Source organism: Streptomyces sp. NPDC001902 (assembly GCF_042891295.1).
Classification (GTDB): Bacteria; Actinomycetota; Actinomycetes; order Streptomycetales; family Streptomycetaceae; genus Actinacidiphila.
Genome location: NZ_JBIATA010000001.1, coordinates 213881 through 240629, shown reverse-complemented (window position 1 = coordinate 240629; position 26749 = coordinate 213881). Strand labels below are relative to the sequence as shown.

Below are 26749 nucleotides of genomic sequence, written 5' to 3'. Positions count from 1 at the left end.
TGATGACCCGTCCCACGCACCGCCGGACCCTTCAGCTGGCCGTCGGAGGAACCGCGGTGCTGCTGGCCCTGAGCGCCTGTTCCTCCTCGGACGACTCCGCCGGCGCCTCCGCGTCGTCCTCGCCCTCGGCGGGCACCTCCTCCGCGGGCGACCTGAAGGGCACGGTCACCGTCTTCGCCGCCGCCTCCCTCAAGGAGAGCTTCGCCGAACTGGGCACGGAGTTCGAGGCGGCCCACCCCGGCACCAAGGTCTCCTTCAACTTCGGCGGCAGCGACGCGCTCGCCGCCAGCATCACCTCCGGTGCCCCCGCCGACGTCTTCGCCGCCGCCTCCCCCAAGACCATGCAGATCGTCACCGACGCCAACGACGCGGCCGGCGAGCCCGCGACCTTCGTGCGCAACCAGCTGGAGATCGCCGTCGTCCCGGGCAACCCCGAGGACGTCGCGTCCCTCAAGGACCTCACCAAGTCCGGGATCAAGGTCGCCCTGTGCGCCAAGGAGGTGCCCTGCGGCGCCGCGGCGCAGAAGGCGCTGGACGGCGCCGGCCTGAAGCTCACCCCGGTCTCCTACGAGCAGGACGTCAAGAGCGCCCTGACGAAGGTGGAGCTGAAGGAGGTCGACGCCTCCGTGGTCTACAGGACCGATGTGAAGGCCGCCGCCGGCAAGGTGGAGGGCGTGGAGTTCCCCGAGTCCGCCGGTGCCGTCAACGACTACCCGATCGTCCTGCTCAAGGACGCGCCCAACGCCGGGGCCGCCGAGGCCTTCATCGCCTTCGTCCGGTCCGAACAGGGCGCGAAGGTGCTGAGCGAGGCGGGCTTCCTCAACCCATGACCGACCACAGCGGCGGCGCGCCCGAACTCCTGGAGTCCCGGCCGCGCCGCGCCGGCCGCCGGCAGGGTCACCGTTCCCCGGTGCCCCTGCCGCTGCTGCTGCCGGCCCTGCTCGGTCTCGTCTTCCTGGTGCTGCCGCTCGCCGGACTGCTGGTCCGCACCCCGTGGAGCGAACTGCCCGCGCAGCTCACCAGTCCCGGGGTGTGGCAGGCGCTGCGGCTCTCCCTGATCTGCGCCACCCTCGCCACCGCGGTGACCCTCGTGCTGGGCGTGCCCCTGGCCTGGCTGCTGGCCCGCACCGAGTTCCCCGGGCGCCGGCTGCTGCGCGCCCTGGTGACGCTGCCCCTGGTGCTGCCGCCCGTCGTCGGCGGTGTCGCGCTGCTGCTGGCGCTGGGCCGCAACGGCATCGCCGGGCGGTGGCTGGACCAGTGGTTCGGGGTGACGCTGCCCTTCACCACGGCGGGCGTCGTCGTCGCGGAGGCCTTCGTCGCGATGCCGTTCCTGGTCATCAGCGTCGAGGGCACCCTGCGGGCGGCCGACCCGCGCTACGAGGAGGCCGCCACCACCCTCGGCGCCTCCCGCTTCACCGCCTTCCGCCGGGTGACGCTGCCGCTGATCGCCCCGGGCATCGCCGCCGGGGCCGTTCTGGCCTGGGCACGGGCGCTCGGCGAGTTCGGCGCCACCATCACCTTCGCGGGCAACTTCCCCGGCCGTACGCAGACGATGCCGCTCGCCGTCTACCTCGCCCTGCAGAGCGACCCGGCCGCCGCCATCGCGCTCAGCCTGGTGCTGCTCGCCGTCTCGATCGCCGTCCTGGCCGGGCTGCGCGACCGCTGGATGACCACGCCATGACCTCCCTGGACAAAGCACCCGCGACCTCCGGCAGCCCGGCCTCCGAGGGCCTGGACGCCCGGCTGGTCGTCGACCGCGGCGCCTTCCGCCTCGACGTGACGCTCACCGCCGCCCCCGGCGAGGTGCTCGCCCTGCTCGGGCCCAACGGCGCGGGCAAGACCACCGCGCTGCGGGCCCTGGCCGGGCTGACCCCGCTCACCGCCGGCCACCTGCGGCTGGACGGCGCCGCCCTGGACGGCACGCCCCCCGAGACCCGCCCGGTCGGCGTGGTCTTCCAGGACTACCTGCTCTTCCCGCACCTGTCCGCGCTGGACAACGTCGCCTTCGGCCCGCGCTGCCACGGCGTGCCCAAGGCGCGGGCCCGCGCCGAGGCCGCCGCGTGGCTGGAGCGGATGGGCCTGGCCGAGCACGCCGCCGCCCGGCCCCGCCGGCTCTCCGGCGGCCAGGCGCAGCGCGTCGCCCTCGCCCGGGCGCTGGCCACCCGGCCCCGCCTGCTGCTCCTGGACGAGCCGCTGGCCGCGCTCGACGCCCGCACCCGCCTGGACGTCCGCTCCCAGCTCCGCCGCCACCTGGCCGACTTCGAGGCGGTGGCCGTCCTGGTCACGCACGACCCGCTGGACGCCATGGTGCTGGCCGACCGGCTGGTGGTCATCGAGCACGGCGGCTCCGTCCAGGAGGGCACCCCTGCCGAGATCGCCCGCCGCCCGCGCACCGACTACATCGCGCACCTCGTCGGCCTCAACCTCTACCGGGGCCGCGCCGAGGGGCACACCGTACGGATCGACGGCGGACCGGCCATCACCACCACCGAGGAACTCTCCGGCCCGGCCTTCGTGGCCTTCCCGCCGGGCGCCGTCACCCTCCACCGGGACCGCCCCACCGGCTCCAGCGCCCGGAACCTGTGGCACGGCCGGGTCGCGGGCCTGGAGTCGCACGGCGACCAGATCCGCGTCGACGTCCAGGGCGAACTCCCGCTCGCCGCCGACCTCACCACGGTGGCCACCGCCGAACTCGGGCTGCACCCCGGCGCCGAGGTGTGGGCCACCGTCAAGGCGGCCCAGGCGCACGCCTATCCGGCCTGAACCCCGGCGGGTCAGGGCCGACGGGTCGGGACCGGCGGGTCGGGACCGGCGGGTCGGGACCGGTGGGTCGGGACCGGCGGGGTCAGGGCGGCGTCAGGGGTGCGCCGCCCGGCGACAAGAGGACGACAAGAAGCCCCCGCGGCACCCCGCCCGGGTCTTCCATGGAAGGCATGGATGACGCCGGAAACCACCGCGTGGTCGTGGGGGTGAGCGGCTCCCTCGGCAGCCTCACGGCGCTGCACCGGGCCGCCGCCGAGGCACGCCGCACGGGCGCGGTGCTGGTCACCGTGCTCGCCTGGGAGCCGCCGGGCGGGGAGTTCGCCTACCGGCGCTCCCCCTGCCCGCCGCTGCTGCGGGAATGGCAGGACCGGGCCCGGCAGCAGCTGGTCGGCGCCGTCGAGTCCGCCTTCGGCGGCCTCCCGGCGGACCTCCCCATGCGCGCGCTCCTCGTGCGCGGGCCCGCGGGATGGGCGCTGACCCACGTCGCGGACCGCCCGGACGACCTGCTGGTCGTCGGCGCCGGACGCCGCGGCCGGCTGCGCCGCCTGCTGAGCCCCTCGGTGGCCCGGCACTGCCTGGTCCACGCGGCCTGCCCGGTGCTCGCCGTACCCCGCTCCCCGCTCCACGAGGTCCTCGACGACGTGCACCGCCGCAACGCCTGGCGGCTGCCGCTGCACGCCGCCACGCCACTGCGGTGACCACGGGGGCCCGGCAGGCCCCCTCGACGGAGGCGATGACCATGACGCGCCCTTCCTTCCCGTTCCCCCACCCGACGCGGCTCGCCCTGCCCGCCGCGCTCCTCCTGCCGCCGCTGGTGTGCCTGGTGCTCGTCCCCTTCCGCACCCAGGTGTCGAACACGCTCGTGGCCCTGGTGCTGGTGGTCGCGGTCGTGGCGGTCGCCGTCCTCGGCAGCCGCCGTGCCGGGGCGCTCGCCGCGCTGTCCGCGGCGGCCTGGTTCGACTTCTTCTTCGCCCCGCCCTACGAGCGGTTCACCATCAGCGGGCCGGGCGACGTGGCGACGGCGGTCCTGCTGCTCGCCGTGGGCCTGGCCGTCTCCCAGCTCGCCGCCCGGACCAGGCGGCTCGCGGTGATCGCGATCACCGACGCCGACCACCTCGCGCGCATCCACGAGACCGCACGGCTGGCCCAGTCCGCGGTCTCCCCGCACGTCGTGGTCGAGCACGTCCGCGACCAGCTGGTCAGCCTGCTCCACCTGCGCGGCTGCCGTTTCGAGTACGGCACCCTCGTCGGGCACCCGCCGCGGATCGAGCAGGACGGCACCGTGGTGCGGGGCCGCCGTCCCTGGGACGCGGACACGCTGGGACTGCCGGAACAGGAGGTCGAGCTCCGCGTCTTCCACAACGGCCACTTCCACGGCCGCTTCATGCTGCTCCCCACCCCCGGCACCGTCCCCTCCCGCCAGGCCCGTCTGGTCGCCGTCACCCTCGCCGACCAGGCCGGCGGCGCGATCGCCGCCACCCCGGCCGCCCCGGCCCGCTGACCCGCTCCGCGGGGGGCGACCACCCGGTCCCGCACACCCCCCGCCCATCGCGGCCCCGGCGGGGGCCGGGAGGCCGCCTGTCGCCCCTGGCAGACGACGTCGCCATGGGACGGCCCGGTGTCGGGCCCACCCGCCTCGTCGCACGTCTCGGCTCCGCTGCCGCGCACCGTCGCCCGCCGCATCGTGCGCCGCGCGGCGGCAGCCGGGGACGCGGGCGAGCGCGCCGCCGAGGCTGACGATCCCGCCCCGCCTGGGCCGCCACGTCGACCACACCCGCCCGGCGCGGCCCATGGCCCGAGCAACCCCGGCGGCCTGGAGCGACCGCCTGTCGCCCCGCCGCGGCGCAACACCTCCGCGCACCAACGGCACCCGTCCCCCGGCCCACCGGCCGGGCGGCGCGCCCCTCGCCAGCGTGCCGCTTCCGGCAAGAGGAGGCGGGGCGGGGAGGGGCGTATCGTCCCCTTGTAGGTGGTGTCGGCCCGATGGTGGAGCCACACATGGTGGTGACTGCCCCCGCGCGGGAGCTGCTGGACCAGGTGCTCGCCGAAGTGGTGCGTGAGACGGGCGCCCATGTCGGTGCGGTCTTCCTGGTGATGCCCGGGGGCCGCGCACTGGGCATGGAGGTCATCACCGGGGCACCCCGGGAGCTGTCGATGCCCTGGTCGCGGCTGCCCATGGAGCGCTCGACCCCGGTGGCCGACGCCGTGCGGGAGGGCCGGACGATCCGGATCGGCTCCCGGGAGGAACTGGCCGACCGCTATCCGCGCACGGCCCTGGTCATGCCGTACGACCTGTCCATGGTGGCCGCCCCGCTCACCGACGGGGAGGCCGTGCTCGGCACGCTCGTGCTGATCTGGTCCCGGCCGCGCCCCGCCGAGGCGCCGCCCGCGGAGCGCGCGCTGCTGGAGCACGCCCGCGAGCGCCTGTCCGGCCGGCTCGCACGGTCCGGCGCCGGCGGGGAGCCGATCCTGCCGGGGCCCGAGCCGCGCGTGCTGCGGACCGCGCGGGCGGTCCCGGTGGACCCGGACCAGGCACTGGCCGCGGCGGACTGGGCCCGGCGGCTGCCCGAGGGAGCCTGCGCGCTCGACTTCGACGGGCGGCTCACCTACGTCACCCCCCGCGCGGCCGAGCTGGTCGGCGTGCCCGTCGAGCGGCTCGTGGGCACCTTCCCCTGGGAGAGCCTGCGCTGGCTGCGCGATCCCGCCCACGAGGACCGCTACCGCGCCGCCGTGCTCAGCGGACAGCCGGTCTCGTTCACCGCCCTGCGGCCGCCCGACCACTGGCTGCTCGTCCAGCTCTACCCGGACGCGACCGGGGTCAGCGTGCGGATCTCCCCCACCGACGCGGGTGCGGGCCCCGCCCCGTCGGCCCCGCCCTACGACGAGGCCGCGGTGCCGGTCCGGATCGGGGCGATCTACCACCTCATGCACCTCGCGACGGCCCTCACCGAGGCCGTCGGCGTGGACGACGTCGTCCGCCTGGTCGCCGACCTCTTCCCGGCCGCCATCGGAGCCGACGCCTTCGTGCTGTGCGTCGCGGAGGGCGGCCGGCTGCGCGTCATCGGCGACCGCGGCTACCGGCCCGAGGTCATGGCGGCCCTGGACGGCACCGCGCTCACCGCGCGCCTCCCGGCGACCAGGGCCCTCACCCGCGGCGTCCCCAGCTTCTTCGGCTCACGCGAGGACCTCATACGGACCTACCCGGACCTGGACCTGCAGTCGGGCATGGCGGCCTGGGCGTTCCTGCCGCTGATCGCCTCCGGCCGTCCCGTGGGCTGCTGCATCCTCGCCTTCGCCCGGGAGCGCTCCTTCCCCGCCGACGAACGGGCCGCCCTGACCTCGCTCAGCGGGCTGATCGCCCAGGCCCTGGACCGGGCCCGGATCTACGACGCCAAGCACCACCTCGCGCACAGCCTCCAGGCGGGACTGCTGCCGCACACCCTGCCCTCCCTGCCCGGTCTGGAGGTCGCCGCCCGCTACCTGCCGGCGACCAGCGGCATGGAGGTCGGCGGCGACTTCTACGACCTGATCCGGCTGGACGACACCTGCGCGGCCGCCGTCATCGGCGACGTCCAGGGCCACAACGTCAACGCCGCCGCCCTGATGGGCCAGGTGCGCACCGCGGTGCACGCGCACGCCACCGCCGGCGCCTCCCCCGACCAGGTGCTGTCCCGCACCAACCGGCTGCTCGACGAGCTCGACACCGGGCTCTTCACCAGCTGCCTCTACGCCCACCTCCAGCTCACCGACGGCGCCCTGAGGCTGGCCTCCGCGGGCCACCCGCCGGCCCTGCTGCGCTTCCCCGACGGCCGCACCGACATCCTGAGCCTGCCGACCGGGCTGCTGCTCGGCATCGACCCGGACGCCGAGTACCCCACCACCACGCTGACGCTGCCCCGCGGCGCGGTGCTCGCGCTGTACACCGACGGGCTCATCGAGACCCCCGGCCGCGACCTGGACGAGGCGATCGCCTCCCTGGCCGTGGCCCTGTCCTGCCGGGGCCGGCTCCCACTGGACGAACTCGCCGAGGTGCTCGTGCACCACGACGGTCCCGCCACCGACCGCACCGACGACACCGCGCTCCTGCTGCTGCGCCCCGTGCCCCCGTCATGAGGCCTTGTCACTTCCCGGATCGGGCCCAACACTGTTGTCCATGCCGGTCGTCGCGCTGCTGGGAACGCTGGACACCAAGGGCACGGAGTACGGCTGGCTGCGGGACCGCCTGCTGCGCGGCGCCGTGGAGGTCGTGCTGATCGACGCGGGCGTGGCCGGTGAGCCCCTGGTCACCCCGGACATCCCCCGCAGCGTCGTGGCGTCGGCCGCGGGGGCGGACGCCGAACGGCTGCGCAGGGCGGGCGACCGCGGCGCCGCGGTGACGGTCATGGCCGAGGGGGCGGCGCGGGTGGTGCGCCGGCTGTACGACGAGGGCCGGCTGCACGGCGTCCTGGCCATCGGCGGCAGCGGCGGCACCTCGATCGCGACCCGTGCGATGCGGGCGCTGCCGCTCGGCGTGCCGAAGCTGATGGTCTCCTCGATGGCCGCGGGCGACGTCTCCCCGTACGTCGGCTCGACGGACATCGCCATGATGTACAGCGTCGTCGACATCGCGGGCGTCAACCGGGTCTCGGCGCCGATCCTGGCCAACGCGGCGGACGCCGTCGCCGGGATGGCCAGGGGCTTCGCCGGGGCACCCGCCGCACCCGCCGGGGACCGGCCGCTGGTGGCGGCGAGCATGGCGGGGGTGACGACCCCCGGGGTCGACGCCGCCCGCGCACGGCTCACCGAACTCGGTTACGAGGTGCTGGTCTTCCACTCCGTGGGCTCCGGCGGCCGCTCCCTGGAGGCACTGACCGGGGAGGGCATGTTCAGCGGGGTGCTGGACCTGACGCTCAGCGAGCTCGCCGACGAGCTGGTCGGCGGTGCCTTCGGCGCGGGGCCCGACCGGCTGCGCACCGCGGGGCGCGCCGGGCTGCCGCAGGTGGTGAGCCCCGGCGCGCTGGACATGGTCAAGTTCGGCCCGCTCGCCTCGCTGCCGGACCGCTTCCGGGCCCGCCACGTCCACGTCCACAACCCGTCGGTGACGGTGATCCGCACCTCCGCCGCCGAGTGCGCCGAACTCGGCCGCCAGGTCGCGGCGAAGCTGCGCGCGGCCACCGGCCCGGCCGCGCTCCTGCTGCCGCTGCGCGGGCTGTCCACCCTCGGGGCGCCGGGCGGGCCGTACCACGACCGTGCGGTGGACGGGGTGCTGTTCCGCACCCTCCGCGAGGAGCTGCGCGGCAGCCGGGTGGAACTCGCCGAGTACGACACGCACATCAACGACCCGGCCTTCGGCCGTGCCGCGGCGGAACGCCTGCACACGCTGATCTCCGCGCGGACCGACGCACACACGACCGCCCGCACGACGCGCTGAGCGTCGTACGGGCGGTCACGTCCGGTGCGGCGGAGGCCTAGACGGAGGCCGCCGTGCCCGCGCCCACGGTGTCGCGCCCCGTGGGGGCGGCCGCCGGACCCGGTTCCAGCAGGCGTCCGGCCAGGTGGCCGAAGACCAGCCCGAAGGAGGTCCACAGCGTCAGCTGGATCGCCAGCGCCGCCAGGCGGAACTGCCACAACAGCGCCGCCGGGAAGTGCTCCGGCACCTCGTTGATCCCGGGCAGGAAGGCGTACGCGAGCCCCACGGCCAGGACGAAGAACCCACCGGCGGCCACGGTCGCGTACCAGTTGCCCAGGCGCGGCGCGAGGCGCTTGCCGAGGATCACGGTGGCGACCGCGAGCAGCACGCTGAGCAAAATCATCAGGAAGTACAGCGTGGTGCGCTTGCCGATGGTGTCGGGGTCGCCGACGGCCGGCGGGTTGGCCGGGTACTTCAGGAAGGGCACGACGTAGACCGCGACCAGCGCGGCGGCCGACAGCAGCAGCGCCGTCGGCCGGGCACCGAAGCGGCCGATCCGCCCGAGGGCGAAGCAGTAGGCGAGGGCGGCGATGCCGCCCAGCGCCACGCCGTACAGGAGGATGCCGGTGGCCAGGCCTGCGGTGGACTGCAGGGCACGGCTGACCGGTTCGGCGCCGCCGTGCTCGTGGGCGTGCGACTCCTCGAACGCGATGGCGGCGTCGACCCGGGACTCGCCCAGCAGGTAGGCGACGACCAGGGCGAGCACGCCGGCGGCGAGGCCGGCCAGCATGCCCCGCACCAGCAGTTGCCTGACGGTGACGGAGTTGACGGGGGTGGCGGAGGCGGCGGGGTTCATCGGCGCGGCGCCCCTGTCAGTGGCAGGGGAAGCCGAGCAGGTGACGCCCGTCGTGCACCCACTCGTGGACGTTCTCACCGGACAGGAGGGACGTGGCCCCCTGCTCGGCACCCACGAAGTAGAGCAGGACCAGCATCAGGACGCCGAAGAAGGCCGCCCAGGGCAGGATCGCCCGGATCGGCAGCGTCACGGGGACGGCGGTAGGGGCGACGGCAGGCGGAACGGCGGACTGCGCCATGGCATGACCTCCTGGTGGGAACTCGCGTCCCGGTCGGTGGAGCTCTGTCGGACGACTGCGGGTCTGACTCGCCTGGCGCTGGGCTGGGCTTACAGTGGCGCGACCGTGCCGGATTTGCACCGGACTTCCGCCGTGTCGTCGTGAATGTCGTCGTGACGGTACCGCGATCCGGTGATCCGGCCAAGGGCGCGTGTATGCGCCCCGGCATGCGCGGGAGCTGCTTCCGTGCGACCGACCGGCCAGGTGTGAGGCGGCAGTTGGCGATTCCGAGGGGTCGCCGCAGGGCGAGGAGGGTGCATGACGACCCGGGTGATGTTGATCTCACCGGTGGTGAACGCGGCGCTGCGCGAGGCGCGTTTCGACGACGACGTGCCGCCGGACGAGCACGCGCTCGCCGCCGCCCGCGCGTTGGCCGGTTCCCTGCCCTCCGCGGGGCCCGTGCTCGTCTCGCCCACCATGCGCTGCCGCGCGACCGCCGAGGCGCTCGGGCTCGCCGCGCGGGAGACGGCCCCCGCGGGGTGGGCGCTGGGCCGCTGGCGGGGGCGGACCCTGGCCGAGGTAAGCGCCGAGGAGCCGGAGGCCGTCGCCGCCTGGCTCTCCGACCCGGACGCCGCACCGCACGACGCCGAGTCGCTGCGCGAGCTGTGCGCCCGGGCCGGCGCCTGGCTCGACGGGCTCGCCGCGACGCCGGGGCGGGTGCTCGCCGTCGTCGAGCCGGAGATCGTCCGGGCCTGCGCGGTACGGGCCCTGGGTACGCCCGAGGCCGCCTTCTGGCGGATCGACGTGCCCCCGCTGACGGCGACGGAATTCAGCGGGCGGTCCGGACGCTGGAACCTGCGGGCGGGACGCCCGCTGGGCTGAGCGGGGTGCGCTCCAGCGGTGAACAGGCTCTTGCAAACAGGTCGCAATAAGACCCTATGATTGAGCGCCCTGATTCGCCGACCCGACCGGCCGCCGGCCGGACCCGACCTGGAGCTCCCCCATGCATGTACCCGACGGATTCATCGACGCCCCGGTGTCGGTGGCGACCGGTGCCGTCGCGGCCGCAGCCGTAGCGGTGAGCCTGCGCGGTGCGCGGCGCGAGCTGGACGAGCGCACCGCGCCGCTGGCCGGACTCGTCTCGGCGTTCATCTTCGCCGTCCAGATGCTCAACTTCCCCGTGGCCGCCGGTACCAGCGGCCATCTCCTCGGCGGCGCGCTGGCGGCGATACTCGTCGGCCCCTACACAGGGGTGCTGTGCGTGTCCGTCGTCCTGCTGATCCAGGGCGTGCTCTTCGCCGACGGCGGCCTGACCGCGCTCGGCGTGAACATCACCGACATGGCGATCGTCACCGTGGTCGTCGCCTACGCCGTCTTCCGCGGGCTGGTCAAGGTGCTGCCGAAGGGCCGCGGCGGGGTGACCGGCGCGGCCTTCGTCGCGGCCCTGCTCTCCGTCCCCGCGGCGGCGGTCGCCTTCACCGGGATCTACGCGCTGGGCGGGACGACCGACGTCGCGCTCGGCAAGGTCTTCACCGCCATGGTCGGCGTGCACGTCCTGATCGGCATCGGCGAGGCGGTGATCACCGCGGCGACGGTGGGCGCCGTCGTCGCCGTCCGCCCCGACCTCGTCCACGGCGCCCGTGACCTGCGCCGCCCGCTGGAACTCAAGGAGGCGACCGTCTGATGGCGGCCGTGACCGACACCCCCAAGCGCGGCGGCATACGGCCGCTGTGGATCGCCGGCCTGATCGCCGCCGTGCTGCTCGCCGGATTCGTCAGCTACTACGCCTCCGCCAGCCCGGACGGCCTGGAGAAGGTCGCGGCGGACCACGGCATCGACAAGAAGGCCGAGGACCACGCGGCCAAGGACTCCCCGCTCGCCGACTACCGGACCGAGGACGTCGGCAACGCCCGGCTCTCCGGCGGCCTCGCCGGTGTGATCGGCGTCGGTGTCACCCTCGCGCTCGGCACCGGCGTCTTCTGGGTCGTCCGCCGCCGTCCGCGCGCGGAGGAGGTCTAGCCGTGGGAGCGGGGCACGCCCACCGGCTCTACCGGCACGGCCACTCGCCGGTGCACGCGCTGCCCCCGCAGTGCAAGATCGCCGCGGTCTTCTGCTTCGTCCTGGTGGTGGTCTCCACCCCGCGCACGGCGATGTGGGCCTTCGGCCTGTACGCGGTGCTGCTGGCCACGGTCGCCACCGTGGCGCGCGTCCCGGCCGGATTCCTGCTGCGGCGGCTGCTGATCGAAGTGCCCTTCGTCGCCTTCGCCTTCCTCATGCCGTTCGTCGCCGAGGGCCCGCGCACCGAGGTGCTGGGCCTGTCCCTCAGCGTGAACGGCCTGTGGGGCGCCTGGAACATCCTCGCCAAGGGCACCCTCGGCGTCGCCGCCTCCGTCCTGCTGGCGTCTACCACCGAGCTGCGCGCACTGCTCCTGGGCCTGCAGCGGCTGCGGCTGCCGGCGCTGCTGGTGCAGATCGCCTCGTTCATGATCCGGTACGGGGACGTCATCACCGACGAGATGCGCCGGATGCGCGTCGCCCGCCTCTCGCGCGGCTTCGAGGCGCGCGGCCCGCGTCACTGGGGCGTGCTCGCCAAGTCCGCGGGCGCCCTGTTCATCCGCTCCTACGAACGCGGCGAACGCGTCCACCTGGCCATGGTCAGCCGGGGCTACGCCGGCAGCATGCCGGTGATCGACGAGGTGACGGCCTCGCGCGCCCAGTGGTCGTACGCCGCCGCGCTCCCGGCCGCGGCGCTGCTGGTCTGTCTGATGGGATGGTTCCTGTGACATCTTCGCTCGAGGTCAAGGGCCTCGCCTACGCCTACCCCGACGGCCACCAGGCGCTGTTCGGCGTCGACCTGACCATCGCCCGCGGCGAGCGGGTGGCCCTCCTCGGCCCCAACGGCGCCGGCAAGACCACCCTCGTGCTGCACCTCAACGGCATCCTCGAGGCGGGCGTCGGCTCGGTGACCGTCGCCGGCCTCCCGGTCGGCGAGCGCAAGAACGTGGCCGAGGTCAGGCGCCGGGTCGGCATCGTCTTCCAGGACCCGGACGACCAGCTCTTCATGCCCACCGTCCGCGAGGACGTCGCCTTCGGCCCGGCCGCGGCCGGTCTGCGCGGCGCCGAGCTGGAGGCCTGCGTCCGCAGGGCGCTGGAGCGGGTCGGCATGGCGGAGTTCGCCGACCGGCCGCCGCACCACCTGTCGTTCGGGCAGCGGCGCCGCGTGGCGGTGGCGACCGTCCTCGCCATGGAGCCGGAGATCCTCGTCCTGGACGAGCCCTCCTCCAACCTGGACCCCGCCTCCCGCCGCGAACTCGCCGACATCCTGCGCTCGCTGGACGTCACGGTCCTGATGGTCACCCACGACCTGCCGTACGCCCTGGAGCTGTGCCCGCGCTCGGTCGTCCTCAGCGGTGGAACCGTCGTCGCCGACGGCCGCACCCAGGAGCTCCTCGCCGACGACGCCCTGATGCGCGCCCACCGCCTCGAACTGCCCTACGGCTTCGACCCCCGCTCGGTCACCGTCAGGGCCTGAGCCTCAGCCCCCGCACGGGGGCCGGGACGGCGGCTCCGGGTCGACGGCGGTGACCGCCGCCGTGAGCGCGTCGAACCGCTCCGCGCCGCCCAGCGGCCCGACCACGCGTTCACGCAGCGCGTCGGCCAGCGTGAGCGCCGCCGTCATCGCCACCTGGAGGCCGCGTTCGGTCAGCACCGCCAGGGTGACGCGCCGGTCCTCCCGGCAGGGACGGCGTTCGATGAGCCCCGCCTCCGTGAGGCGGTCGGCGACCTTGGTGGTGCCCGCCGTGGTGAAGCCCAGCGTCCCCGCGAGCCGGTACATCGGCGCCGACCGCTCCGGCGTGGTCATCAGGAACCACAGCGCCTGGAACGAGGACGGGGCCAGCCCCGACCGCGCCTCGACGTCCGCCAGCAGCTGGTCCGTGAGCCGCCGGAAGCCCGACTGCAGCGCGTCCCACCGCGCGAGCAGGTGCAGGTCGGCGGTGTCCGGGCACCGGCCGTCCGTCTCCGCGTGGATCTCCGCCGTCACATTGCCCAGGGTACCAACGCCAGTTATTGTCTAACTGGCTACTTAATATCTGGCGAGCTATCGAAGGGTGCGACACCCCATGAGCGACTCGACGACCACCCCCACCGGTCTGCGCACGGGCTCCTGGGCCCTCGACCCCGCGGGCTCGGCCGTGCGGCTCACGCACCGGACGATGTGGGGCATGGCCACCGTGAAGGGCGCGTTCACCGAGGTCGGGGGCGAGGGCGAACTCGCGGCCGACGGCACCGGGCAGGGCACCCTGACCGTGAGCGCCGCCTCCCTGGACACCGGCAACAAGCAGCGCGACACCCACCTGCACTCCGCCGACTTCCTCGACGTCGCGACCCACCCGGCGATCGTCTTCACCGCCCGCCGGGTCACCGCCGGTACCGACGGCGCCCTCTCCGTCGACGGCGAGCTGACCGTCCGCGGCACCACCCGCCCGCTCGCCCTCACCGGACGCGTCGAGTCCTCCTCCGCCGACGCCGTCGTGCTCACCGCCGATGCGGTCGTCGACCGGGCCGACTTCGGCCTCACCTGGAACCGGATGGGCATGATCAAGGGCGCCGCGACCCTCTCGGTCGCCGCCCGCTTCGTCCACCACGGCTGATCCCGCCGTTCACGAGAGGGCAGAAGCGGACATCACCGCTCACGCCCCAACTACCCCTTCGGCAAACGAAGTCGCGCCTTGCTACTTGTGTGGAAACCGTGAAAGGCTCCCCGCACCACCAGGCGCAGGCGCAACCGCCTCCCGACGCCGAAGGGTTGGTTCACCACTCGATGACTGCCCCAGCCCCGGTCCCCGAGGCCGTACCGCTGTCCGAGTTCTGGGCGGAAGCGCTGTGCTTCGCCCAGCTGTGCTCGCTCTCCCCCGAGGACGGCGGCCGACTGGCCGCCGACGCGTTCGACCGCGGTCTGGACCTGACGCCCGACGCGGCGGACGGCGCACCCGGACCGGGGCTGCCGCCCCTGCCGCTGCTGCTGACCGCCGTACGGGACACCGCCGCGTCCTGGCAGGCCCGGGGCGAGGGCGACAGCCTGCAGCCGGAGTTCCGCATCTGGCTCAACGCCGAACGCGCCGCGCGCCGGGGCAGGGCACCGCGCCCGGAACCGCTGGCCCTGCGCGGACTGCGCGCCATGGCGGAACCGGACGCGGCACTGCTGTGGTCCACCGAGGTCGAGTGCCGCCCCGCGGCCGTGACGGCACACGCGCTGGGCGTGGACGTCACCGCGGTGGAGCGGGAGATCGACCGGGCCCGCGAGGACTTCCGCGACCGCTGCCTCCGCGCCCACCAGGAGGAACCGCCCTCCGACGAGTGCCAGGGGTACGCCCGGCTGCTGGACGCGGCCACCCGGATGCCCGTCGAGGCGGCACCCGAGGACCTGCGCCGGCACTTGCGCGGGTGCGCCGAGTGCGCGCGGGCGGCCGTGTGCCTGACCCTGCTCGGCGGCGGACTGCCCGAGGCGCTGGCCGAAGGGGTGCTGGGCTGGGCGGGGCCCGCCTATCTGGAGGCCCGGCGCCGGGGCGCCGGCCGGGGCGCCACCGCGGCCCCGCCGTCGCGGCGGGCCGCGCGCGCCGCCCGTGCCGCACGGGCGAGGACCCGCGTCCCCGGGGGCAGGGCCGCCGTGGCCGGGGCGGTCGCGGTGCTGGCCGCCGTGATCTGCCTGACGGCCCTGGTCACCAGCGACGACTCCGCCCCCCGGTCCGCCCGGGCCCTTCCGACGGCCCAGGGCGGCAAGGACGGCACCGCCCCGGACGGTCCCGGTTTCCCCCCGCTGCCGTCACCGGGCGCGTCCGGCGCCTCCGGGGCGCCGGAGCCCGCCGAGAGCGCGCCGTTCCCCGAGGAGATCGGGCCCTCCGCAGCCGAGCACACCATCCCCGCCGCCGATCGCGCACCGTCCTCCGCCGCGCCGCCCGCGCACGAGGCCCCGAAGGAGCCGGCGCCGTCCTGCACGATCACCTACGAGGTGAACGAGCAGTGGTACGACGGCTTCCAGGCCACGGTCACCCTGACGACCCGCAAGGACCTCGACGACTGGAGGGTCGGCTGGAGGTACTCCGACGGCCGGCGCGTCACGCAGATGTGGGACGCCGACTTCGCCCAGCGCGGCGGATCGGTCACCGCCCGGGCCAAGGGCTACAACCGGTCGGTGCGCGCGGGCGGTTCGGTCAGCTTCGGCCTGGTCGGCACCCGCCCCGGCGTCTCCGCCCCGCCCACCGGCTTCACCCTCGACGGCGCGTCCTGCGCCACCGGCTGACGGACCCCGCCGCGCCCCGACGCGACCGGGCCGGAGGGGCGGTCACGATTCCGCCCCTCCGGCCCGTACGGCCCGCTCCCGAGGACTAGCTCAGACCGTTGTTGATCGCGGTGATCAGCTCACCGTTGCCGGTGTCGCCGCTGAACTCCCAGAAGAACGCGCCGCCGAGGCCCTGGTTCTTCACGTAGGCCATCTTGCCCGCGATGGTCGACGGGGTGTCGTAGCTCCACCAGTTGTTGCCGCAGTGGGCGTACGCGGTGCCCGCGACGGTGCCGGTGGCCGGGCAGGTGTTCTTGAGGACCTTGTAGTCCTCGTTGCCCGCCTCGTACGTACCGGGAGCGGCGCCGGTCGCCGAACCGCCCGGCGCGGACTGCGTGACGCCGGTCCAGCCGCGCCCGTAGAAGCCGATGCCCAGGTTGAGCTTGTTCGACGCGATGCCCTTGCTCTTCAGCTTCTGGATCGCCGCGTCGGAGTAGAAGCCGGCGATCGGGATGCCGCTGTAGGAGGTGAGCGGGGAGTGCGGGGCGGTCGGGCCGTCCGCGTCGAAGGCGCCGAAGTAGTCGTACGTCATCACGTTGTAGTAGTTCACGTACTGCGCGGCGCCCGCGTAGTCGGCCGCGTCGATCTTGCCGCCGTTGGTGCCGTCGGCGGTGATGGCCGCGGTGACCAGGTTGTTGGAGCCGAACCTGGTGCGCAGCGCGGACATCAGCGTCTTGAAGGACGAGGCCCCGCTGGTGTCGCAGGACAGACCGCAGGCGTTGGGGTACTCCCAGTCGATGTCGATGCCGTCGAAGACGTCGGCCCAGCGCGGGTCCTCGACCAGGTTGTAGCAGGAGTTGGCGAAGGCGGTCGGGTTGGCGGCCGCCTGGCCGAAGCCGCCGGACCAGGTCCAGCCGCCGAAGGACCAGAGGATCTTGATGTTCGGGTACTGCTTCTTCAGCTTGCGCAGCTGGTTGAAGCTGCCGCGCAGGGCGCCGGTGTCCCAGGTGTCGGCGACGCCGTCGACGCTCTGGTCGGCGGTGTAGGCCTTGTCGTAGTCGGCGTAGGAGTCGCCGATCGCGCACTGGCCGTTGGTGACGTTGCCGAAGGCGTAGTTGATGTGGGTCAGCTTGCTCGCCGAGCCGGAGGTCACCAGGTTCTTGACGTGGTAGTTGCGGCCGTAGACGCCCCACTCGGCGAAGTAGCCGAGGCGGATCTTGTTCCCCGCGGGGCCGGTGGGGGTCGGCGTCGGGGTCGGCGTGGGCGTCGGGGTCGGGGTCGGGGTGGGCGTCGGGGTCGGCGTGGGCGTCGGGTCGCCGCCGCCACCGCCGGTGCAGGAACCGCCGTTGAGCTTGCAGCCGCTCGGACTGCCGCTACCGGTGCCGTTGAAGCCGAAGCTGATGCTGGCGCCCGGGGCCAGCGTGCCGTTCCAGCTCTTGTTCTTGCCGGTCCAGTGGGTGCCGGAGGCGGTCACGTCGGCGTCCCACGCCGAGGTTACCGACGTGCCGGCGGGGAAGTCCCACTCGACGGTCCAGCTGCTGATGGACGAGGTGCCGCTGTTGGTGATCGTCCACTTGCCCTCGAACCCCGTGCCCCAGTCCTGGGTCTTGGTGTACGTGGCGGTGGTACCCGCGGCGTGGGCCGGCGTGGCCAGACCGACGAGCGCGGCGAACGGGAGCAGCAGCGCGGTGAGCCCCGCGGCGGCTGTGGTCCTGATGCGTCTGGTGCGTGGAGTGCGTGGGGTGTCTCCAGTGCTCAAGGGGTGCTCCTCGAGTGGGGGCCGACGGGGAAACCAGTGCCGCCTGGTGGGCGGTTGACTCCATGTCATGCCCACCACAGTTCCCTGGCAGAGTAGAAAGGTCTGGACCAGATGGCAATAGGTCTGGACCATCTCGACCCCTCGGCCTGGAGCACGACGCCCCGGTGACCTCGCCGGGGCGTACGGGTGAACGAAGGAGCGCGCGGGGGCGGCGTCCGGCGTCAGGCCGGTTCGCGCACGGTGACCGTGTCGATGCCGATGTCGATGCCGACGTCGGGGCCGTGCCCGTCGAGGAACTGCTCGGCCCAGATGATCTTCCCGTCGTCGGTGTAACGGGTGCCCCACCGCTGGGCGAACTGCGAGATCAGGAACAGCCCGCGCCCGCCCTCGTCGGTGGTGCGGGGGTGCCGCAGGTGCGGGGAGGTGCTGCTGGCGTCGGAGACCTCGCAGGTCAGCGCCCGCTCCAGGATCAGCCGCAGACGGATCGGACCGGAGCCGTGCCGGATCGCGTTGGTGACCAGCTCGCTGACGACCAGTTCGGTGGTGAAGGCGAGGTCGCCCAGGCCCCAGTCCTCCAGCTGCCGGGTGGACAGCTCGCGGGCCCGGGCCACGACCGCGGGGTCGGTGGGCAGGTCCCAGGAGGCGACCCGGCCGATGTCCAGGCAGCGGGTCCTGGCCAGCAGCAGCGCCACGTCGTCGTGCGGGCGGGCGGGGGCCAGTTCGTCGACGACGCTGCGGCACAACGCGTCCAGCGGCAGGTCCTCGGCTTCCAGGGCGGTCCGCAGCCGGCTCCGCCCGCTGTCCGGCACGTCGCCCGCGCCGTCCGCCGGCGCGACCAGGCCGTCCGTGTACAGCGCGAGGACGCTGCCCTCCTCCATCGTCAACTCGGCTGCCTCGAAGGGCAGTCCCCCCAGGCCCAGCGCGGGCCCGATGGGCAGCCGGGGGAAGCGGACGGCCTCCCCGCCCTCGGCCCCGCACCGCTCACCGGCGGGCCGGAGCACGGCAGGCGGCAGGTGCCCGGCGCTGGCCATGACGCAGTGCCTGCTGACCGGGTCGTACGTCACGTACAGGCAGCTCGACCCGAGCGCGCTGCCGCCCACCCCGACGGTCGCGGACTCCCCGGCCTCCCGGGAGACCTGGACGACCAGGTCGTCCAGGTGCGCCAGCAGTTCCTCGGGCGGCAGGTCGAGGTCGGCCAGGGTCCGTACCGCCGTGCGCAACTGGCCCATGGTCGCGGCCGCCTCGATGCCGTGGCCCACCACCTCGCCCACCACGAGCGCGACCCGGGCCCCGGACAGCGGGATGACGTCGAACCAGTCGCCGCCCACGCCCGACAGCTCGTCGGCCGGCCGGTAGTAGGTGGCGACCTCCACCGCTTCCTGCGGCGGGAAGGTGTGCGGCAGCAGGCTGCGCTGCAGCACGAGGGCGGCGTCCCGCTCGCGGGTGTAGCGGCGCGCGTTGTCCAGGCAGACCGCGGCCCTGGCCACCACCTCCTCCGCCAGGCGCAGGTCCTCCCCGTCGAAGGGGTCCGCGCGGCGCACCCGGAAGAACAGGGTCACGCCGAGGGTGACCCCGCGGGCGCGGATCGGCACCACCATCGCCGTGTGGAGCCCGAGTTCGCCGAAGTGGAGCGCGCGGTCGCCGGCCGGTCCTGCGGCCCACTCCAGCTCCAGCGGGTCCAGCCGGGAGCTGAGCCAGGAGGTGCCGTCGGTCAGGCACCGGATGGGCGGGGTGTCCTCCAGGTAGGCGGAGACCGCCCCGATGCCGAACGCCGGCTCGGGCTCGCCCTGCCGCGCCGCCCGCATCCCGGCGCGGCGCAGCGGCACGGTGACGGCATCGCCCAGCGGGCCGGGCTGCGGCTCCGCGCCCTTGATGACCGACTCCAGCAACTCCACGGCGACGTAGTCGGCGAGGTCGGGCACGACCACGTCCGCCAGGTCCTGCGCGGTGTGCATCACGTCCAGGGTGCGGCCAATGTGCTCGCTGGCCCGGTCCAGCAGCGACAGCCGCTGCCGGGCCCGCCAGCGGTCGCTGATGTCGACCACGGAGTAGCAGACGCCCACCGGTACGCCGCGCTCGTCCTCCAGCCGTACGAAGGACATCGCGTGCGCCTTCTCGCGGCGTGGATCGGTGCGGAACCGCCCGACGTGCTCGTAGTCGATCACCGGCACGCCCGTCTCCAGGACCTGCCGCATCTGGGCCTCCAGGACCGTGGCGTTCAGGCCCGGCTGGATCTCCCCGAGCCGGCGCCCCATCCGCTCCTGGGAGGGGCCGCCGCCGAAGCGCTCCAGTGCCGCGTTCGACCACACGCAGCGCAGTTCGGTGTCGACCACGGCCAGCCCGATCGGCGTCTGGCCCACGATCCGCTCCAGCATCACCGGGGTCATCCCGGACGCCACGGAGCGGGCGGTGCTGCGGGACTCCGCCGCCAGGACCATCCAGCGGACGGACGTGCCGCCGATCCCCTCCGGGAGCCCGGCCACCCGTACGCCCAGCGTGACTCTCATGCCGTCGTCACGGCGGAGCCGCAGCACACCCGTCCAGCCGCCCTCGGTGCGGCAGCGCTCGGCGATCTCCGGCGGCCGCGCCGCGTCCTCCGGGGCGAGCAGGTCCACCGCGGGGGTGTCGATGACGTCCCCTGCCCGCCGGCCGAGCAGCCGCTCGGCGGCGGGCGGCCAGCTCAGCAGCCGCCCCTCGGCGTCGAGCAGCAACGTGACGGCGTCCGCCACGCCCGCGTCCACGCGTTCCTCGGGAGTCCCCATGGCCAGCCACTCCGTATCCGCCCGCAACGTTACGCTCCGCTCACCGTTCTTGTTCTTCCCACTCGGCGAACGCCGCTCACGGCGTCACGGGAAGAAGGAGAGCGGGCCGTCCGCTGCCCGCCCGGGCCCGTGGCCGGAGCGGGAGGGGAGGGTGGGCGGCCTCAGGAACGTGCCCGGCGGGGACGGGTCCTCGGGGCGGCCGGCGGCCCCCGTGGGGAGGGGCGGCGCGGGGAGAGACCGGCCGAAGAGCACCGGGACGTCCATCAAGACCTCCGGAGTACGGCCCCCGTGTCCCCCGCGAATCAGATTACTCGTCGGCCCCGGTCAGCGCCCCCCGCGTGCGTACCGCCGTATCGCCGAGGGGACGAAGACCGCGAGCCGCCCGGATCGCCGACGCCCCGGGGGCGGCGTGGCCCATGGCTCATCCGCTCGCGGCCTCGGTGGGCTGGTCGCCGGCACTGCCGGTCCGCCGAAGAGCCCGCGGCTGGCGGCGGCCGGCGTACGGGCGCGGCGGCGGGGAGGAGGACCGGGGCCGGGACGCCTGACCGCGGCTGTGCCGGGGACCGGGTGCGGTGCGGCCGTTTCCCCGGCGGGCTGGGGCTACCCTGCTCGGAAGGCCCGAAAGAGGGGGTGCTGCCGGTGTCCGGGCGTCGACTGCGTGCCCTGCGCGCACTGAGGAACTCGGCGAAGGAGAAGGCCAGGACGGCGAGGTCGGCCCGTCCCGCCCAGGCCTCCGCACCGCCGGCCGGCGAGGGGGAGGGCCCCCTGGAGCCGCGGATCGCGGGCCCCGCGGCCTCCGCCGTGAGCAGCGTGATGGACGCGGCCCTGTACCGGGACGGCCGGCGCATCGCGACGCCCTCCTCCCTCGCCGAGGCGTACACGCAGCTGCGCGCCGAGCCCGGCGCGATGGCCTGGATCGGGCTCTACCGGCCGAGCGAGGCCGAGCTGGTCTCGCTGGCGAAGGAGTTCGACCTGCACCCGCTGGCCCTGGAGGACGCCATCCAGGCCCACCAGCGCCCCAAGCTGGAGCGGTACGGGGAGACCCTCTTCGTCGTGCTCCGCGCCGCCCGCTACCTGGACGCCCCGGAGGAGGTCGACTTCGCCGAGCTGCACATCTTCGTCGGCCCCGGCTTCGTCCTGACCGTCCGCCACGGTGCGGCGCCCGACCTGTCCGCCGTGCGGCGCCGCATGGAGAGCAACCCCGAGCTGCTGACGCTCGGACCGGAGGCGGTGCTCTACGCGATACTCGACACGGTCGTCGACGGCTACGCACCGGTCGTCGCGGGGGTCGAGAAGGACATGGAGGAGAGCGAGATCCAGGTCTTCGGCGGCGACCCCCAGGTCTCCCGCCGGATCTACGAGCTCTCCCAGGAGGTGCTGGAGTTCCAGCGCGCCACCCGTCCGCTCATCCCCATGCTGGACGGGCTGCAGGCGGGCTTCGTGAAGTACGGGACGGACGAGGAGCTGCAGCGCTACCTGCGCGACGTCGCCGACCACGTCACGCACACCATCGAGCGCGTGGACGGCTTCCGGCAGGCGCTCGGCGACCTGCTCACCCTCAACGCGACCCTGGTCGCGCAGCAGCAGAACGCCGAGATGCGGGCGCTGGCGGAGGCCGGCTTCGAGCAGAACGAGGAGATCAAGAAGATCTCCGCCTGGGCCGCCATCCTCTTCGCGCCCACGCTCGTCGGCACCATCTACGGCATGAACTTCGACCACATGCCCGAGCTGCACTGGCTGCTCGGGTACCCCTTCGCGATCCTGCTCATGGGCGTGGTCTGCGTCAGCCTCTACCTGGTCTTCAAACGGCGCGGCTGGCTGTGAGGGCCCCGCGGGCTCAGATCCTGGGATGCGCGGGCACGTGCGTGACCTCCTCGATCTCGTGCGCGGCCTTGCCGAGGAGCTGACGCGCGAGGTCGTTGAGCGCCCTGGCCGCCGCGAGTTCCTCGCCGACCCGTTCCTGGTCCGGGTCGGAGGGGTGCCGGTTGGCGTGGCCGTGCGACCTGACCTCCGTGCCGTCCGGAAGGCGGAGCAGCGCGGCGGCCTTCGTCCTCGCGCCGTCCTCCCGGAAGTCCATCTCGATGTGCCATCCGACGAGGGTCTGCATGACGGAACACCTCCAGCGGTCCCGGTCCCGGTGTCTCCTTCCAGCGTGCTCCCTATCGCGGAACTACTCCACCAGGGTGACGATGGAGCGAAAGGAAATCGGTCCCTGCCACGAGGAGGCGCCGTCATGACCACCGCACTGGACATCATGCATCCCGGCGCCATGTGCGTCGGGGAGCGGGAGAGCCTCGCCGACGCGGCCCGGATCATGCGTGAGCAGGACATCGGCGCGCTGCCGATCTGCGGGGACGACGACGTGCTGGTCGGCATCGTCACCGACCGGGACATCGTGCTGAAGTGCGTCGCCGAGGGACGCGACCCGTCCGAGGTCTCCTGCGGCGAGCTGGCCATGGGCCGGCCGCAGATCATCGAGGGGGACGAGCAGATCGACCGGGTGCTGGAACTGATGGAGGAGTACCGGGTGCGCCGGCTGCCGGTGATCGACCATCCCGCGCACCGTCTCATCGGCATGATCAGCGAGGCCGACGTGGCCCGACACCTGCCGCAGGAACGGGTCGCCGAGTTCGTCACGGCCGTCTGCTCGGACTGACCCGGGGCCGTGTGGACGGGGCGGTCACGTCCGCCCGATCCGGGCGAGCGCCTCGTCCACGCGCGGCACCGGGCGGAAGGCCCTCATCAGCCCGGTGGCGCGCAGGATCCTCAGGGTCGGGGGGCGGGCGCAGACGAACTGCACCTGCCCGCCGTGGCTGCGGACCCGGCTCCGCAGCCGGCACAGGACCGCGAGTCCGGAGCAGTCGATGAAGTCGACGGGGCCCAGGTCGACGACGAGACCGGGGCCAGGGGCGCGGGTCAGCGCGTCGAGCAGCGGAATGATCTCCATCGCCGCGACGATGTCGATCTCCCCGCTGAGTTCCACCACGACGCACCCGTCGATCGTGCGGGTACGCAGGTACGGGCTCACCGGAGCATAAGATCACCGGGCCGATGAGCCGACCAATGCGTCAAGGTCCACTTCACTCGATCGAGTGAGACCTGTGAAAAGCTGCAAAACCCCTGTTCACAGGGGAGGAGAGCGGTACCCGGCGTCGCCGCCGGGTGCGCTCAGACGGCGCGGAGGACGGCGTTCAGCCGGTCCCGGGTGGCGTCCGGCGAGAGGCTGTCGGCGCGCAGCTTCGCCATGACGACGCGGTACTGGTCGACCTCCTCGCGCTTGTCGATGTACATCGCCCCGGTGAGCTGCTCCACGTACACGACGTCCGGGACGTCGGACTCCGGGAAGGTCAGCTGGGTGAAGGTCCCGCTGGCGCCCGCGGAGTACCCCGTGAACTCCAGCGGCAGCAGCTGCACCGTCACGTTCGGCTGCTGCGAGGCCTCGATGAGGTGCACGAGCTGGGCCCGCATCACCTCCCGCCCGCCGAACCTGCGGAGCACCACGGACTCGTCCATCACGGCCACGATCTGCGGGGCGAGCTCCGAGGTCAGCAGCTTCTGCCGCTTGTGCCGCAGGTCCAGCCGGCGCTCCACCTCGTCGGCGGGGGCGTCGGGGTGGCCCAGCTCGATGACGGCGCGGCTGTAGTCGTCGGCCTGGAGCAGGCCGTGCACGAACTGCGTCTCGAAGGAGCGGATGACCGAGGCGGACTCCTCCAGGCCCACGTACGTCTGGAACCACGCCGGCAGGACGTCGCCGAAGCCGTGCCACCAGCCGGCGACGTTCGCCTCGCGCACCAGGCCGAGCAGGGCCGTGCGCTCGCCGTCGTCCGTGATGCCGTAGAGGGTGAGCAGGTCGGCCACGTCGCGCTCCTTGAAGCTCACACGCCCGAGCTCCATGCGGCTGATCTTCGACTCGGACGCGCGGATCGAGTAGCCCGCGGCCTCACGGGTGATGCCCTGCGCTTCGCGCAGCCTGCGCAGCTGCGAGCCCAGGAGGATGCGGCGCACCATCGATCCGCTTCCTGACTGCACTGTGGTCATTTGCGCCTACCTTCTCCCCGTGGCATCCAGCAGTCTGCCACCTTCGCGCTGCGTTCAGTACTCGATCGGTCACTCTCGATCGTCACTCCCGGCCCATCTGCCTCGTGCCATGCAAATGCACGTGCATCCGCCCCTTGCATCGGCCGCAGGCCGTACGGGACGATTGCGTACGTGCCGATACCGGGTGGTGCGCATGTGGACTGAGAGCTCGGCCGGGGTGCAGCCTTTATGGGACGGGCTGGTTCCGGAGCGCCTTTCGTCGTCGAGTGCCACCTCCTGCCCACTGCCGCCGCGTTACGAGGCGGTCGGCGACGCACGAAGATTCGCGCGGACGACCCTGCACGCCTGGCACTTGGAAGAACTCCAGGACGGCATCGAACTGGTCGCCTCGGAACTGGTGACCAACGCCCTGCGCTACGCGGTCCCCGAGGACGCGGCCCACGGGTGCGTCCGGCTCAGCCTGGTCAGATGGTCAACGCGCGTAGTGTGCGCGGTGCGCGACCCCAGCAGCCACGGACCCGTCGCCAAGGCCCCGGACTTCGTCGCCGAGTCCGGGCGCGGTCTGCATCTGGTGGAGTCCTTCAGCGAGACCTGGGGCTGGCATCCCCTCACCGGCATGGGGAAAGTCGTCTGGGCGCTCTTCCGTATGCCCGGACAGAACGACGGTCCGTCACATTGAGCCGTACCGGGGACGACCGCGGTCAGCTCGCCACGAAGTGATCGAACTCCCCGTTCTTCATCCCCACGATGAGGGATTCAATCTCTTCCTTCGTATATATCAGCGCCGGTCCGTCCGGAAAACGTGAATTGCGCACGGCCACGTCCCCGTCCGGAAGCGCGGCCAGCTCCACGCACTGACCGTTCGCATTGCTGTGCCGGCTCTTCTGCCACACCAGTCCGTGGAGATCGGACGCTGCCATGCCGTTGTACGTGTGGCGCATGCTTCTCTCCAGGTAAGTGCCGTGCAGGACAGGGGAGATGATAGCCAGTTGACCGTGTCACGTGCATCTGCACGTGCAGGTGCACGTGCAGTCACTCAGGGTGAATGCAGCGGCCAATGAAGGGCCAACGAACCGCCCGCCGGAATTGCTCCCACCGTATGCGACGGCCCCGCCCGGGAATCGGATTCCCGGGCGGGGCCGTTTAATGCCGGCAGGCACCTGAGCCGCCGCCGTCACTCCTGACCGGCGGGAACGGTGCCGAGCTTGCCGGCCTTGAAGTCGTCGAAGGCCTGGGCGAGTTCGGCGTGGGTGTTCATCACGAACGGGCCGTACTGCATCATCGGCTCACGAATCGGCAGCCCGCCCAGAAGGACGACCTCGAAGTTGGGGCTGCGCGATTCCTGGGACTCGTCGGCGCGGATCGTGAGGGAATCGCCGCGCCCGAAGACCACCGCCTGCCCCATGCGGAAGGGCCGGTTCTCCGGGCCCGCCGTGCCGCGGCCGGCCAGGCCGTACGCCAGGGCGTTGAAGTCCGCGCGCCAGGGCAGCGTGAGCTGGGCGCCCGGGTTCACCGAGACGTGCAGCATGGTGATCGGGGTGTGCGTGGCGCCCGGGCCCTGGTGGCCGTCGATGTCGCCGGCGATGATCCGGATGAGCGCGCCGCCGTCCTCGGACGCCAGCAGCTTGACGTTGCCGCCGCGGATGTCCTGGTACTTCGGCGCGATCATCTTGTCCCGGGCGGGCAGGTTGACCCACAGCTGCAGGCCGTGGAACAGGCCGCCGGTCATGACCAGCTCCTCCGGCGGCGTCTCGATGTGGAGCAGGCCGCTGCCGGCCGTCATCCACTGCGTGTCACCGTCGGTGATGGTGCCGCCGCCACCGTGGGAGTCCTGGTGGATGAACGCGCCGTCCATGATGTAGGTGACGGTCTCGAAGCCGCGGTGCGGGTGCCAGGGCGTGCCCTTGGGCTCGCCGGGCGCGTACTCCACCTCACCCATCTGGTCCATCATGATGAACGGGTCGAGGTTCTTGTAGTCGATGCCCGCGAAGGCACGGCGGACGGGGAAGCCCTCCCCCTCGAAGCCGCTCGGGGCGGTGGTCACCTGCAGCGCACGCCGCTGCACCGCGTCGGCGGGGGCGTGGACGCGCGGCAGGGTCAACGGGTTCTCGACGGTCACTGCAGGCATGGCCAGGATCCTCCTCGGATTGTTCAACGTTCAACATAGTTGAACGCTGAACTTCCCGCAACCGTTCCCCGGCCTTTGTCCGGTTTACGTGGGGTGAGGGCCGGATCAGCCGTACATCCGCCGCATGGTGAACTCCACCATCTGCTCGACCGCCTTCGCGTCGAACACCATCCGGTGCTCGCCCTCCATGTCCAGCACGAAGCCGTAGCCGGTCGGCAGCAGGTCCAGCACCTCGGCACCCGTGATCACGAAGTACTTGGACTCCTTGCCGGCGTAGCGGCGCAGCTGCTTCAGCGAGGAGAACATGGGGATCACCGGCTGCTGCGTGTCGTGCAGCGCCAGGAAACCGGGGTTGTCGCCGCGCGGGCAGTAGACCTTGGACGTGGCGAAGACCGCCTGGAAGTCCTCCGCCGACATCGAGCCCGTCGTGAACGCGCGCACCGCGTCCGCCAGCGAGGGCGGTGACGGCTCGGGGTAGCCCGCACCCATCGGCGCCCCGCCCATCGGCGGCGCCGCCCCTGCCATCCCGTTCTGGTCGTAGCCGTACACGGCACACA

General features: G+C 73.3%; 26 protein-coding genes and 1 pseudogene. 16 read left to right on the top strand and 11 right to left on the bottom strand.

Features of this window, described 5'->3' with window-relative positions:
- Window positions 1-2: 2 nt before the first annotated feature.
- From modA to ACFYYN_RS01090, 7 genes are all read left to right on the top strand, one after another.
- On the top strand, window positions 3-830 hold the full coding sequence (gene modA / locus ACFYYN_RS01120; protein WP_500544228.1) for a molybdate ABC transporter substrate-binding protein: 828 nt from the start codon (window positions 3-5) through the stop codon (window positions 828-830).
- Window positions 827-1681, top strand: coding sequence for a molybdate ABC transporter permease subunit (gene modB / locus ACFYYN_RS01115; protein WP_500544227.1), 855 nt, complete (start codon window positions 827-829; stop codon window positions 1679-1681). Before modA ends, modB begins: the two co-directional genes overlap by 4 nt.
- Window positions 1678-2763, top strand: a complete 1086-nt coding sequence (locus ACFYYN_RS01110; protein ID WP_500544226.1) for an ABC transporter ATP-binding protein — start codon at window positions 1678-1680, stop codon at window positions 2761-2763. Before modB ends, ACFYYN_RS01110 begins: the two co-directional genes overlap by 4 nt.
- A 161-nt stretch (window positions 2764-2924) precedes the next feature.
- Window positions 2925-3461 (top strand): universal stress protein, encoded by a 537-nt coding sequence (locus ACFYYN_RS01105; protein WP_500337430.1) that lies wholly within the window; start codon window positions 2925-2927, stop codon window positions 3459-3461.
- Between the two features lie 41 nt (window positions 3462-3502).
- A complete protein-coding gene (locus ACFYYN_RS01100; protein WP_500322427.1) occupies window positions 3503-4264 on the top strand; it encodes a DUF4118 domain-containing protein in 762 nt (253 codons plus the stop codon).
- A 497-nt stretch (window positions 4265-4761) separates the two neighbouring features.
- A complete protein-coding gene (locus tag ACFYYN_RS01095; RefSeq protein ID WP_500544225.1) occupies window positions 4762-6876 on the top strand; it encodes a SpoIIE family protein phosphatase in 2115 nt (704 codons plus the stop codon).
- Window positions 6877-6916: 40 nt separating this feature from the next.
- Entirely contained in the window at window positions 6917-8173 is a 1257-nt protein-coding gene (locus tag ACFYYN_RS01090; RefSeq protein WP_500544224.1) for a Tm-1-like ATP-binding domain-containing protein, read from the top strand.
- 37 nt (window positions 8174-8210) lie between these two features.
- Here the strand turns inward: ACFYYN_RS01090 and ACFYYN_RS01085 are convergent, their stop codons facing one another.
- Both ACFYYN_RS01085 and ACFYYN_RS01080 read right to left on the bottom strand, forming a co-directional pair.
- On the bottom strand, window positions 8211-9008 hold the full coding sequence (locus tag ACFYYN_RS01085) for a CbtA family protein (RefSeq protein WP_500544223.1): 798 nt from the start codon (window positions 9006-9008) through the stop codon (window positions 8211-8213).
- Between the two features lie 16 nt (window positions 9009-9024).
- A complete protein-coding gene (locus ACFYYN_RS01080) occupies window positions 9025-9246 on the bottom strand; it encodes a CbtB domain-containing protein (protein WP_500544222.1) in 222 nt (73 codons plus the stop codon).
- A 297-nt stretch (window positions 9247-9543) separates the two neighbouring features.
- Here ACFYYN_RS01080 and ACFYYN_RS01075 point away from each other — a divergent pair, with 297 nt between their 5' ends.
- The 4 genes and pseudogenes from ACFYYN_RS01075 (at window position 9544) to ACFYYN_RS01060 (ending at window position 12757) form a co-directional block, all read left to right on the top strand.
- Entirely contained in the window at window positions 9544-10107 is a 564-nt protein-coding gene (locus ACFYYN_RS01075) for a histidine phosphatase family protein (RefSeq protein WP_500544221.1), read from the top strand.
- A gap of 121 nt (window positions 10108-10228) precedes the next feature.
- Window positions 10229-11244: pseudogene (locus ACFYYN_RS01070) on the top strand (energy-coupling factor ABC transporter permease).
- Window positions 11245-11246: 2 nt separating this feature from the next.
- Window positions 11247-12008 (top strand): cobalt ECF transporter T component CbiQ, encoded by a 762-nt coding sequence (gene cbiQ, locus ACFYYN_RS01065; RefSeq protein WP_500359987.1) that lies wholly within the window; start codon window positions 11247-11249, stop codon window positions 12006-12008.
- Window positions 11996-12757 carry an energy-coupling factor ABC transporter ATP-binding protein gene (locus tag ACFYYN_RS01060; protein WP_500544220.1) on the top strand — a complete coding sequence of 254 codons (762 nt, stop codon included), beginning with the start codon at window positions 11996-11998 and terminating at the stop codon, window positions 12755-12757. Before cbiQ ends, ACFYYN_RS01060 begins: the two co-directional genes overlap by 13 nt.
- A gap of 3 nt (window positions 12758-12760) precedes the next feature.
- On the opposite strand, the gene ACFYYN_RS01055 is transcribed toward ACFYYN_RS01060, so the two are convergent.
- Window positions 12761-13267, bottom strand: coding sequence for a MarR family winged helix-turn-helix transcriptional regulator (locus ACFYYN_RS01055; protein WP_499512800.1), 507 nt, complete (start codon window positions 13265-13267; stop codon window positions 12761-12763).
- A gap of 79 nt (window positions 13268-13346) precedes the next feature.
- On the opposite strand from ACFYYN_RS01055, the gene ACFYYN_RS01050 reads away from it, so the two are divergent.
- Complete coding sequence (locus ACFYYN_RS01050) at window positions 13347-13877, top strand: YceI family protein (protein ID WP_500544219.1); 531 nt, start codon at window positions 13347-13349, stop codon at window positions 13875-13877.
- Window positions 13878-14047: 170 nt separating this feature from the next.
- Entirely contained in the window at window positions 14048-15526 is a 1479-nt protein-coding gene (locus tag ACFYYN_RS01045) for a cellulose binding domain-containing protein (protein WP_500544218.1), read from the top strand.
- A gap of 85 nt (window positions 15527-15611) precedes the next feature.
- Here the strand turns inward: ACFYYN_RS01045 and ACFYYN_RS01040 are convergent, their stop codons facing one another.
- Together ACFYYN_RS01040 and ACFYYN_RS01035 are read right to left on the bottom strand one after the other, a co-directional pair.
- On the bottom strand, window positions 15612-17264 hold the full coding sequence (locus ACFYYN_RS01040; protein ID WP_500331440.1) for a glycosyl hydrolase family 18 protein: 1653 nt from the start codon (window positions 17262-17264) through the stop codon (window positions 15612-15614).
- A 221-nt stretch (window positions 17265-17485) separates the two neighbouring features.
- Entirely contained in the window at window positions 17486-20026 is a 2541-nt protein-coding gene (locus tag ACFYYN_RS01035) for a SpoIIE family protein phosphatase (RefSeq protein ID WP_500544217.1), read from the bottom strand.
- Between the two features lie 639 nt (window positions 20027-20665).
- On the opposite strand from ACFYYN_RS01035, the gene ACFYYN_RS01030 reads away from it, so the two are divergent.
- A complete protein-coding gene (locus ACFYYN_RS01030) occupies window positions 20666-21850 on the top strand; it encodes a magnesium and cobalt transport protein CorA (protein WP_500544216.1) in 1185 nt (394 codons plus the stop codon).
- Between the two features lie 13 nt (window positions 21851-21863).
- Here the strand turns inward: ACFYYN_RS01030 and ACFYYN_RS01025 are convergent, their stop codons facing one another.
- Window positions 21864-22133 carry a DUF1876 domain-containing protein gene (locus ACFYYN_RS01025; RefSeq protein ID WP_499512810.1) on the bottom strand — a complete coding sequence of 90 codons (270 nt, stop codon included), beginning with the start codon at window positions 22131-22133 and terminating at the stop codon, window positions 21864-21866.
- 126 nt (window positions 22134-22259) lie between these two features.
- On the opposite strand from ACFYYN_RS01025, the gene ACFYYN_RS01020 reads away from it, so the two are divergent.
- Complete coding sequence (locus tag ACFYYN_RS01020) at window positions 22260-22682, top strand: CBS domain-containing protein (protein ID WP_499512811.1); 423 nt, start codon at window positions 22260-22262, stop codon at window positions 22680-22682.
- 24 nt (window positions 22683-22706) lie between these two features.
- Here the strand turns inward: ACFYYN_RS01020 and ACFYYN_RS01015 are convergent, their stop codons facing one another.
- Both ACFYYN_RS01015 and ACFYYN_RS01010 read right to left on the bottom strand, forming a co-directional pair.
- Window positions 22707-23054: an anti-sigma factor antagonist gene (locus ACFYYN_RS01015; RefSeq protein WP_500544215.1), complete on the bottom strand. Its 348-nt coding sequence runs from the start codon at window positions 23052-23054 to the stop codon at window positions 22707-22709.
- A gap of 140 nt (window positions 23055-23194) precedes the next feature.
- Window positions 23195-24064: a Sco1979 family transcriptional regulator gene (locus ACFYYN_RS01010; RefSeq protein WP_500331449.1), complete on the bottom strand. Its 870-nt coding sequence runs from the start codon at window positions 24062-24064 to the stop codon at window positions 23195-23197.
- A 193-nt stretch (window positions 24065-24257) separates the two neighbouring features.
- On the opposite strand from ACFYYN_RS01010, the gene ACFYYN_RS01005 reads away from it, so the two are divergent.
- On the top strand, window positions 24258-24743 hold the full coding sequence (locus ACFYYN_RS01005) for an ATP-binding protein (RefSeq protein WP_500368084.1): 486 nt from the start codon (window positions 24258-24260) through the stop codon (window positions 24741-24743).
- Between the two features lie 22 nt (window positions 24744-24765).
- Here ACFYYN_RS01005 and ACFYYN_RS01000 read toward each other — a convergent pair whose 3' ends face one another.
- The 3 genes from ACFYYN_RS01000 to ACFYYN_RS00990 all read right to left on the bottom strand — a co-directional run bounded on the left by ACFYYN_RS01000 (window position 24766) and on the right by ACFYYN_RS00990 (window position 26741).
- Window positions 24766-25005 carry a DUF397 domain-containing protein gene (locus tag ACFYYN_RS01000; protein WP_500331452.1) on the bottom strand — a complete coding sequence of 80 codons (240 nt, stop codon included), beginning with the start codon at window positions 25003-25005 and terminating at the stop codon, window positions 24766-24768.
- Between the two features lie 233 nt (window positions 25006-25238).
- The gene (locus ACFYYN_RS00995) at window positions 25239-26192 is read right to left on the bottom strand and encodes a pirin family protein (protein ID WP_500331454.1); all 954 of its coding nucleotides are present in this window, start codon (window positions 26190-26192) and stop codon (window positions 25239-25241) included.
- Window positions 26193-26297: 105 nt separating this feature from the next.
- Entirely contained in the window at window positions 26298-26741 is a 444-nt protein-coding gene (locus ACFYYN_RS00990; RefSeq protein WP_499512817.1) for an SseB family protein, read from the bottom strand.
- Between the last annotated feature and the right edge of the window lie 8 nt (window positions 26742-26749).